Origin of the sequence: Streptomyces sp. NPDC087787, assembly GCF_044743035.1 — a bacterium.
Lineage (GTDB): Bacteria > Actinomycetota > Actinomycetes > Streptomycetales > Streptomycetaceae > Streptomyces.
This window is the reverse complement of sequence record NZ_JBIUVQ010000013.1, coordinates 250524-259131: the sequence shown is the minus strand read 5'-3', so window position 1 is coordinate 259131 and position 8608 is coordinate 250524. Positions and strand designations below refer to the sequence as shown.

Genomic DNA, 8608 nt, shown 5'->3' with positions numbered 1-8608 from the left:
GTCCTCGTCCTCGAGGACTCGGACGGCCGGACGGGACTGGGCGAGGTACCGGGCGGTGAGGACATCACCCGGACGCTACGCGAAGCCGAGTCCCTCGTCGTCGGCGCACGGCTGGGCGACTACAAACGCGTCCTGCGGTCCGTGGGGGAGAGATTCGGCGGACGTGACGAGCGCGGACGGGGCGAGCAGACCTTCGACCTGCGCACCGCCGTGCATGTTGTCACGGCCGTCGAATCGGCGTTGCTGGACCTGCTGGGCAGGCATCTGGAGGTCCCCGTCGCCGCGCTGCTCGGCGACGGCCGGCAGCGCGACTCCGTACGGGTCCTGGGCTACCTCTTCTACGTCGGTGACCCCGACCGGACCGATCTGGACTACGTCCGTGAAGAGGGCTCCCCCGTGGAGTGGTACCGCATCCGCCGCCAGGAGGCCCTGACTCCGGAGGCGATCGTCCGGCAGGCCGAGGCGACGTACGCGCGCTACGGCTTTTGCGACTTCAAGCTCAAGGGCGGCGTCCTGCCGGGCGTTGAGGAGGTCAAGGCGGTACGGGCACTGAAGGAACGCTTCCCCGAGGCGCGGATCACCCTCGACCCCAACGGGGCCTGGTCCCTGCGCGAAGCAGTCGAGCTGTGCGGGCCACTGACCGGCACGCTCGCCTACGCCGAGGATCCCTGCGGAGCCGAGAACGGCTACTCGGGCCGGGAGATCCTCGCGGAGTTCCGCCGGGCCACCGGACTGCCCACCGCGACCAACATGATCGCGACCGACTGGCGCCAGCTCACCCACGCACTGGCGCTGCGGTCGGTCGACATCCCTCTCGCGGACCCGCACTTCTGGACCATGCAGGGGTCCGTTCGGGTGGCCCAACTGTGCCACGACGCGGGCATGACCTGGGGCTGCCACTCCAACAACCACTTCGACATCTCACTCGCCATGATGGCGCACTGCGGAGCCGCCGTCCCCGGTGACTACAACGCGCTGGACACCCACTGGATCTGGCAGGAGGGCCTGGAACGCCTCACGGTCCGGCCCCCGCGGATCACCGGCGGGGAGATCGCTGTGGACGACTCACCGGGACTCGGTGTCGAGCTCGACATGGACAGGCTCCTCGCCGCCCACGAGCTCTACCTGGAGAAGCGGCTGTCGGGCCGTGACGACGCCGCCGGGATGCGCTACCTGATGAAGGGCTGGGCCTTCGACAGCAAACGCCCCTGCCTGGTGCGGTGACGTACTCTCCACTTTCGACGTTTCGTCGGTCGTCGCGTGGGTCGCTCGGGCGGGTGATGCGGCGTCACCTGGCCACGCCGGCTGGTGACAACAGAGAGGCATCGGCGGCGCCTTGCGTCTCCTCCGGGGAGAGACTCTGTCCTTGCCGAAAGCCGGTCCACCGCGGACCGGATCGGCCGATCGGCAGGATCCGGCATGGCGGACCGCTGCTTGGCCGGCGGCCGGGACGACGCGCCTGGGAGCGCGAAGGCCCGGACGCCGGCCGGGCGGAAAGGCGAGGCCGGCCGCCGGGGTACGGCGGTCCCCCGGTCGGCGTCGGCCTCGTCAGGAGCCGCCGCGCCGGTCTCCGTCTTCGTTGCGCGCAGAGCTCTGTCGCGTCGTGTCCGGCGCCGTGCCCGTCGTGAACGGCAGCACCAGCCGGGAGGGGTGTGCGGCGTCGCGGTAGATCTTGTGGGTGACGGGGCGGCCCACCGGCAGGTGGAAGGCGTCCGGTGGCAGCAGCGCGTTGTGCGCGTCGGCCAGCGGCTCGTCGTTGGAGAGCTCCACGACCAGCTTGTGGCCGGGCAGGAACGTCGCCGCGAACGGGTAGACGCGCAGCACGTACTCCTCGATCTTCCCCGGCTCGACCGGCACCGCGCGGGTGTGCGGGTGGTAGGGGTCGCCCTCGGTGGTGCGTCCCTCGTCGAGCTCGCGGTGCGAGGCCTTCAGGTAGGCGGTCGTGATGAGCTGCCGCTTGCCGCCCGGGGCCTCGTCCCACATGCGCAGGATGAAGTTGGTGTCGGGCTGGTCGATCTCCGCGAAGAGGTGCGCCGCGCCCTGGCCGATCATCTCGGTGGGCTCGGTGAACGGCTCGGTGCTCCAGCTGAGCGTCTCCACCTTGTCGGTGACCGTGAGCGGCGCCTGGTAAAAGCCGTCGGGGACGGCGTGCTCGGCGCCCATGGGCTCGGGCTCGAAGGAGAGCTTGTGGCGCGGGCGGAGGTAGAGCGGCTTGTGCTCCACGTCCTTGGGTGGCCACTGCGCCCCGGTGACGTACTGGCGTGAGCCCTCGACGTGCACGGTGACGGCGGGCTCGTCCATGATCCCGTTGTCGATGCCCTTGATCCAGTAGTCGTACCAGCGGAACATCTTGTCGTGCTCTTCGATGAAGGGGCGCGACTGCATGGGCGGGTACGGGCCGATGTCCAGCTTCTTGGGGCCCTTGAGGCGGTTGAAGACCTCGATGGTGCCGTCCATCGTCCAGCCGCGGCCCTGGTCGATCTGGAGCCAGACCGGGATGTCGATGTTGGGCGCGAGGGTGACGGGGTTGCGTTCCTCGTACCACTCGCCGTCGACCTCGTTCATCACGATGTCGAACCAGGCCTCGTGGTTCTTCGGGTAGTTCAGCACGTGGACCAGGTTGGGCCAGGCGGCCACGTCCGGGTCCCGCAGGCGCTCGGCGACCCGCTTCTTGATCTCTTCGGGCGAGCAGGTCTCGAGCATGCGGGACTTGACGCCGTCGGTGAAGGCCCAGCCGGAGTCGCCGCCGCGCCCCTCACGGGCGGCGCGCGGCATGAACCACATGACGCCGCCGTGGTAGGTGGTCTCGTAGAAGTCGTAGTGGCCGCCGCTGACGAAGATCGCCTTGAGGCTCGGCGGACGCTCGGCCGCCGCCAGCACCTGCATCGAGCCGAAGTAGGAGATGCCGATCATGCCGACGTTGCCGTCGCACCACGGCTGCGCGGCGACCCACTCGATGAAGTCGTACGCGTCCTGGCCGAGCGGGACGCCACCGGCGTTGTAGTTGCCGATGTGCTCGCCCTCGGAGGCGCCGGAGCCGCGCAGGTCGCCGATGACGTGGACGTAGCCCTCCTGGACGACGCGCGCGATGTCGCCGGCCTCGATGCAGCCGTCCCACATGGGGCTCGGCCGGCGCTGCGGCGGGGTAGTCAGGGCCAGGGCCTGGAGCTCCTTGCCGTACGGGCTCAGGGCCACCAGCGCGGGCCGCGGTGTGCCGTCCACACCGCTGTACGCGTCGGCGACCAGGGTGACGCCGTCACGCATCGGCACCTGGAGATCCTTGCGGACGGCGATCGACTGCTCGCCCGCGCGGATCGTGTGAAGGTCAGTCATGGGTGTGAAGCTCCTGTGTCACGCGTTCTGTTCGAGGTGTGTGCGGTAGCCGGCCATGGAGGTGAAGAACGGCGACGGCTCGAGCACGGGGTCCCCGGTGTAGCCGAGCTCGTCGGCGGCACGGGCGAACGGGGAGTACGGCGAATCCGTCTCCCGCAGGCCCGCCTCCAGGCATCCGCAGGCGGCCGCGGCGACACGGGCCTCGATGTCCAGGCTCTGGGTGATTGCCTCCTGGGCCTGCGCCTCGTCGAGTTCGACGCCGTACGGTGTGCCGTCGACGCGGCGGTAGGGGTGCCCCAGGTAGAGGTGGAGCGGGCGGATCTCGTCCCGCAGGTACTCCAGGCCGGCGCGGTAGGCGACCGGGTCCGTGTAGCCCGGGAAGCCGTTCGCCGCCCCGTGGACCTGGACGGCGTCTCCGGTGAACACCGAGCGCTGTCCGTCGACGACGTAGGCGACCGATCCGGGTGTGTGGCCCGGTACGGAGTGCACCGACACGGAGACATCACCGCCGAGGGAGAGGGTCTCGCCGCCCTTGACCAGCACGGAGGGCTCCATCTCGCCGGAGATGACGGCCTCCGTGGCGGCCGTCACCTTCGCCTCGCCCTCGGGGTCGTCCAGGTACCGGCCCCGTCCCGCGAGGTACTCCTCGACGTGGGCCCGGCGCGAGCGGAGCATCGGTGCGTCGGCCTCGTGGATGACCACCTGGGCGCGCCGCCCGGTGAGCTCCCACAGGGCGTGCGCTCCGCCGACGTGGTCGATGTGACCATGGGTCAGCAGGATCCAGCGCACGTCCTCGATGCGGCGTCCGATCGCCTCGAGCGCGGGAGCCATCCCTTGGGCGGGCGACGAGGCGATGCCGGTGTCGACGATCGCCGGCTCGGGCGCGTCGATGAAGAAGCTGTAGAGACCGAACCGGCCCCAGGGCGAGACCAGGGGGTGGACGGTGACTGGGTGCGTCATGCTTTCCTACTCCGCTCGTGCACGGGCCGGCCGGTCAGCCGCGGCCGAGGAAGTCGCGTGTCTGGGTGAAGACCGCGTGGTACTCGGGGATCCAGGAGAAGTGCTGGACGAACCCGTGGCCCGCTCCCGCGTACCGGCTCACCGTCGCTTCCACACCGGCTTCGCGCAGCCGCTCGCCGTACAGTTCGCCCTCGTCGCGCATGGGGTCGTGCTCGGCGGTGACGACCAGCGCGGGCGGCAGGCCGGTGAGGTCGGTCCGCCTGATCGGCGACACCAGCGGGTCCGCGGGGTCGGCGCCGCTGTCGAGGTAGAAGGCGTTGAAGGGCTTCAGTCCGGCCGTCTCCAGGCCGTAGCCCACCGCGTTCTCCCGCAGCGACGGGTAGCGGTCGACGTCGAAGTCCAGGTCGAGCGAGGGGTAGTAGAGGATCTGGTGGGTGATCCGGTCGAAGCCGTCGTCGTGCGCCCTGGCGGCGACCGCGGCGGCGAAGGTGCCGCCGGAGCTGTCACCGGCGACGGCGAGGGTCGTACCGTCCCAGGCCAGGCCCGTACCCTCCTCGGCGACCCAGCGCACGACCGCGTAGCAGTCGTCGAGACCGGCCGGGAAGGCCGCCTCGGGTGCCAGGCGGTAGCCGACGGAGACGACCTTGAGCCCGGTCTCCTTGGCCAGTGAGCGCGCGACGTGGTCGTGGGTCTCCAGGCTGCCGAGGAAGAACGCGCCGCCGTGGAAGTAGACCAGCACGCCGTAGCTGTCGGCCTCGACAGGGGTGTAGATCCGTACCGGTACCTCGCCGGCGGCCGTCTTCGCCGTCACGCTGTCGACCGCGTGGAGCGGCAGGCGCTCCTCCAGGGGGGCGACGTGCCCCTCGTCCGCGGCGCGCATGGCGACCGGGTCGAGCGGGCCCTCGGGCGGGGTGGGCAGGCTCGCGATGAACTTGGCGATCTCGGGATGCAGCGTCATGGTGTCACTCACTCCTGCCCGGCAGCGGCGGGCTTCTGGCCGGGGAAGACGTCGTTGATCTCGTCCTCGGTCCACCCTTGGCGCGAGATGCGCTGCAGTTCGTCGGTCACCGGCTTGCGGGTGGCCTGGTACAGGGCCAGCGCCTCCTTCACTGAGTCCGCCTGCCGCAGGGCGTCGGCGAGCGCGCCGCCGTCCTCGATGGCCGAGTTGGCGCCCTGGCCCTGGTGGTGCAGCATCGAGTGGGCCGCATCGCCGACGAGGACGACGGAGTCCGAGTGCCATGTGTCGACCGGGTCGATGTCGTAGACGGCGCGGACGTTCACGGTGTCCATGTCGAGGTCGCGCGTGATGCTCACGAGGCGCTCGTCGAAGCCCTCCACCGTCTTCAGCATGTCGTCCTTGGTGACCTGCGGGTTCCAGGTGCCGTCCGGGCACAGGGCGGTGATGTCGAACGACACCTGGCCCCGGTGGCGCAGCGGCAGCAGGTAGATCTTCGTGCCCTTGCCGATGTACATCCGGAGGTTGTCGTCGACGACCATCCCGTGGGCGGCGCCGACGGGGATGACCGCGCGGTAGGCGTGCTCGCCCGAGAACACCGGGCCCTTCTCGCCGAACAGCTCCTTGCGCACCACCGACTTGATGCCGTCGGCGCCGACGACCAGGTCGGCCTCGACGGTCTTGCCGCCCGCGAAGGTGAGGACCGAGCTGTCCCCCTTGTCCTCGATGCTCTCGAGCTTGTGGCCGAGGTGCACCATCCCCTCGGGGAGGACGCCCAGAAGCGCGTCGATGAAGTCGCCGCGGTGGATCAGGTGGGTATGGGTCTGCTCGCCGTCGGCCGGCCACGTCTCTTTCATGATCGGGTCACCGGTGGCCGTGAGGATCTCGAAGTACTCGCTCGGCGAGGTCACCTTCGCGATCGCGTCGAAGATCCCCCACTGGCGGAACCGGTTCATGGTGACGGGACGCAGACCGATGCCGGCGCCCACCTCCCGGATCTGGTTGGCCTGCTCGTAGACGTCGACCTCGGCGCCGAGCAGGCTCAGGGCCTTGGCCGCCGCCGCGCCGCCGTACCCCGCTCCGACGACGGCGATCTTCAGGTTCTTCAGGTCTGAGGACTGCATGGTGGTTCTCTCTCTACTTCTGCAGGGTGAGGAAGTCGGCGGGGTTGTCGACGAAGATCGTCTTGATGGCGGCCTCGTCGAGACCGGCGGCGCGGAGGTCCGGGATGAGGTCCTCGAAGATGTAGTTGACGGTGTGGCCCTTGACGCCCGGCCAGCCCAGCGGGCTGCAGTTGGCGTCGGCGGAGGCGAGGACCTGCTTCAGCCGTCGGCCCCCGTCGATGAACCGCAGGAAGTGGTCCAGCCGCTCCTTGCGCGGGCGGGCCCAGAACGGCGGGTCGGGCAGCTCGGTCTCGTAGCCGAAGGTGTCGAAGCCGATGCGGCCGCCCTGCTCCGCGATCCAGACGTCGCGCGTCTTGTCGGCGTTCACGCCGTCGTCGACGTGCCCGAACAGGACGCGGTCCAGCGGCAGTCCCTCCTCGTCGAAGACGGCGATCGCGTTCTCGGCGTCGATCGCGAGGTGGGTCAGGATCGGCACGCCCGTGGTGAGCGAGGCGCGGGCCGCGGCGCGGTAGATCCGCTTGTCCAGGTCCGTCATGCGGCCGCCGCGGCTGACACCGACCTTGATGACACCGGCGAGGCCGCCGCTGCTGCCGATGCCGACGGTGATCTCGTGGACGAACTGCCGCATCAGGTAGTCCACGTCGGCGTTCGCGAAGTGCGGCAGGGCGGTGTCGCCGCCGACGAAGCCGGTGCAGGCGACGATGTGGACGCCGGTCTTCGCGGACAGCGACTTGTAGTAGTCGACGTCGCGGCCGTTGCAGATGCCGGTCGCGTCGACGAAGGTGCCGCCGCCGTACTCGTGGAACGCGCGCAGCTTCGGGACGGTCTCCTCGTACCGCTGCTCCGGGGTCTTCCACCACTTGGTGTCCAGTTCGGACCCGGGCATGCCGTACCCGATGTGCTCGTGGACCGCGACGAGTCCCAGCTCCTCGGCCGGGACCGGCCCCAGGACCGTGTTCACTCTCGACACAAAACTCACCTTTGAGTAAGAGACTTGATGGTCGTTCGTGCCGGCGCGCTCAGCGCACCGACAGCAGGTCGCGCGGGTTCTCCACGAGAATCCGCCGCGCGTCCTCGTCGCTGAGACCCTGTGTCTTCAGGAGCGGGACGAAGGTGGTCAGGACATGGCTGTACGGCAGGTCGTTGCCGGGGTGGCCCTTCGCCACACCGGTCGCGCTGCTCGACAGCAGGATCCGGTCGGCGACGCCGGCCTTCACCAGGTCGGCGACCACAGCGGCACGCTCGGCGTCGGTGACGTGTTCCCCGTCCTCCACGCCTACGTGGTCGAGCGCGACGTAGGCGCCTCGCCGGGCGACCTCCAGGGGTGCCCCGGCGGCGACGGCGTCCTTGCGGTCGAGTCCGCCGACGACGACACGGTCGGCCGGCAGCTTCTCGTCCAGGACGACGTCCAGGTCGTGCAGGGCGTCGCTCCCGTAGCGGATGGAGACCGCGACGCCGGTGCTCAGAGCGGTACGGGCCGCCCCCCGGAACAGGCTCTCGTCGGTCGCGGTCATGCCCGCGTGGGTCGCGGTGGTGGCCACCAGGCCCGCCGCGCCGCGGCGCTCCACCCGCGGGACCACCATGCCCTCGGTGACCTCCTTGGTGAAGAGGTCGGCGAACTTCTCGGCCGGCCACGGCGTCGGCGGGTTGGTCTGCGGCGTGAGGAAGTAACCGCCGAGCAACTCCTCCGGGCCCTGCCCCGTCGACGCGACGATGTGCACGCCGGTCGCGCGGGAGAGGGTCTCGTACAGCCGGACGTCCCGGCCGTGGAACATGCCGGTGCTGTCGACGATCGTCCCGCCACCGTGGGCGCGGAAGTCCTTCAGCTTCGCGGCCAGGGTCTCGAAGATCTCGGCGCGGTCGATGGTGATGTCGAAGGCGTGCTCGGCGCCGGGCACCACCGACAGCAGCGCCTCATGGACCGAGACGACACCCAGCTCGGTGGCCGGCACCGGGCCCAGGACGGTGTTCACGGTGTTGCTCTCGACGCTCATGCCTTGCCTCACATGTCCGGTGTGGGGTGCCCGCGCACCCTGTGGCTGCGGTCACGGTAGCCATTCGCTTTACATGACGTCAATGAAATGAACGCCACGAAAAAACAATTCTCCAAGGGTTGCGCGAACGTGACCGGCCCCCTTGCGCGCTGCACTGTCAAGTGCATGACATATGCATCCCGTGCATATGACGCCATGTAAAGCATTCACTTGTTCGATATGGGGTCAGATACTTCACTGTG

Annotated in this window: 7 protein-coding genes; 1 reads left to right on the top strand and 6 read right to left on the bottom strand. The window is 69.6% G+C overall.

The window, feature by feature from the left end; genetic code table 11:
* A partial coding sequence (locus ACIOWN_RS22130; RefSeq protein WP_401983161.1) for an enolase C-terminal domain-like protein occupies positions 1-1224 on the top strand: 1224 nt, incomplete at its 5' end.
* A gap of 324 nt (positions 1225-1548) precedes the next feature.
* Here ACIOWN_RS22130 and ACIOWN_RS22125 read toward each other — a convergent pair.
* From ACIOWN_RS22125 to ACIOWN_RS22100, 6 genes are read right to left on the bottom strand one after another with little or no spacing between them, the layout of a single operon-like run.
* Positions 1549-3333 carry a CocE/NonD family hydrolase gene (locus tag ACIOWN_RS22125; RefSeq protein ID WP_401983160.1) on the bottom strand — a complete coding sequence of 595 codons (1785 nt, stop codon included), beginning with the start codon at positions 3331-3333 and terminating at the stop codon, positions 1549-1551.
* A gap of 18 nt (positions 3334-3351) precedes the next feature.
* Complete coding sequence (locus tag ACIOWN_RS22120; protein WP_362356752.1) at positions 3352-4293, bottom strand: MBL fold metallo-hydrolase; 942 nt, start codon at positions 4291-4293, stop codon at positions 3352-3354.
* 34 nt (positions 4294-4327) lie between these two features.
* On the bottom strand, positions 4328-5251 hold the full coding sequence (locus tag ACIOWN_RS22115; RefSeq protein WP_401983159.1) for an alpha/beta hydrolase: 924 nt from the start codon (positions 5249-5251) through the stop codon (positions 4328-4330).
* An 8-nt stretch (positions 5252-5259) separates the two neighbouring features.
* Positions 5260-6372 (bottom strand): NAD(P)/FAD-dependent oxidoreductase, encoded by a 1113-nt coding sequence (locus ACIOWN_RS22110; RefSeq protein WP_362356748.1) that lies wholly within the window; start codon positions 6370-6372, stop codon positions 5260-5262.
* A gap of 13 nt (positions 6373-6385) precedes the next feature.
* Complete coding sequence (locus tag ACIOWN_RS22105; protein ID WP_362356746.1) at positions 6386-7342, bottom strand: phosphotriesterase; 957 nt, start codon at positions 7340-7342, stop codon at positions 6386-6388.
* A gap of 49 nt (positions 7343-7391) precedes the next feature.
* On the bottom strand, positions 7392-8366 hold the full coding sequence (locus ACIOWN_RS22100; protein WP_362356744.1) for a phosphotriesterase: 975 nt from the start codon (positions 8364-8366) through the stop codon (positions 7392-7394).
* Positions 8367-8608 lie beyond the last annotated feature (242 nt).

Coding starts and splice junctions, on each gene's coding strand:
- ACIOWN_RS22110 (WP_362356748.1), bottom strand. CDS start 6,372: ATGCAGTCCTCAGACCTGAAGAACCTGAAGATCGCCGTCGTCGGAGCG.
- ACIOWN_RS22120 (WP_362356752.1), bottom strand. CDS start 4,293: ATGACGCACCCAGTCACCGTCCACCCCCTGGTCTCGCCCTGGGGCCGG.
- ACIOWN_RS22125 (WP_401983160.1), bottom strand. CDS start 3,333: ATGACTGACCTTCACACGATCCGCGCGGGCGAGCAGTCGATCGCCGTC.
- ACIOWN_RS22115 (WP_401983159.1), bottom strand. CDS start 5,251: ATGACGCTGCATCCCGAGATCGCCAAGTTCATCGCGAGCCTGCCCACC.
- ACIOWN_RS22100 (WP_362356744.1), bottom strand. CDS start 8,366: ATGAGCGTCGAGAGCAACACCGTGAACACCGTCCTGGGCCCGGTGCCG.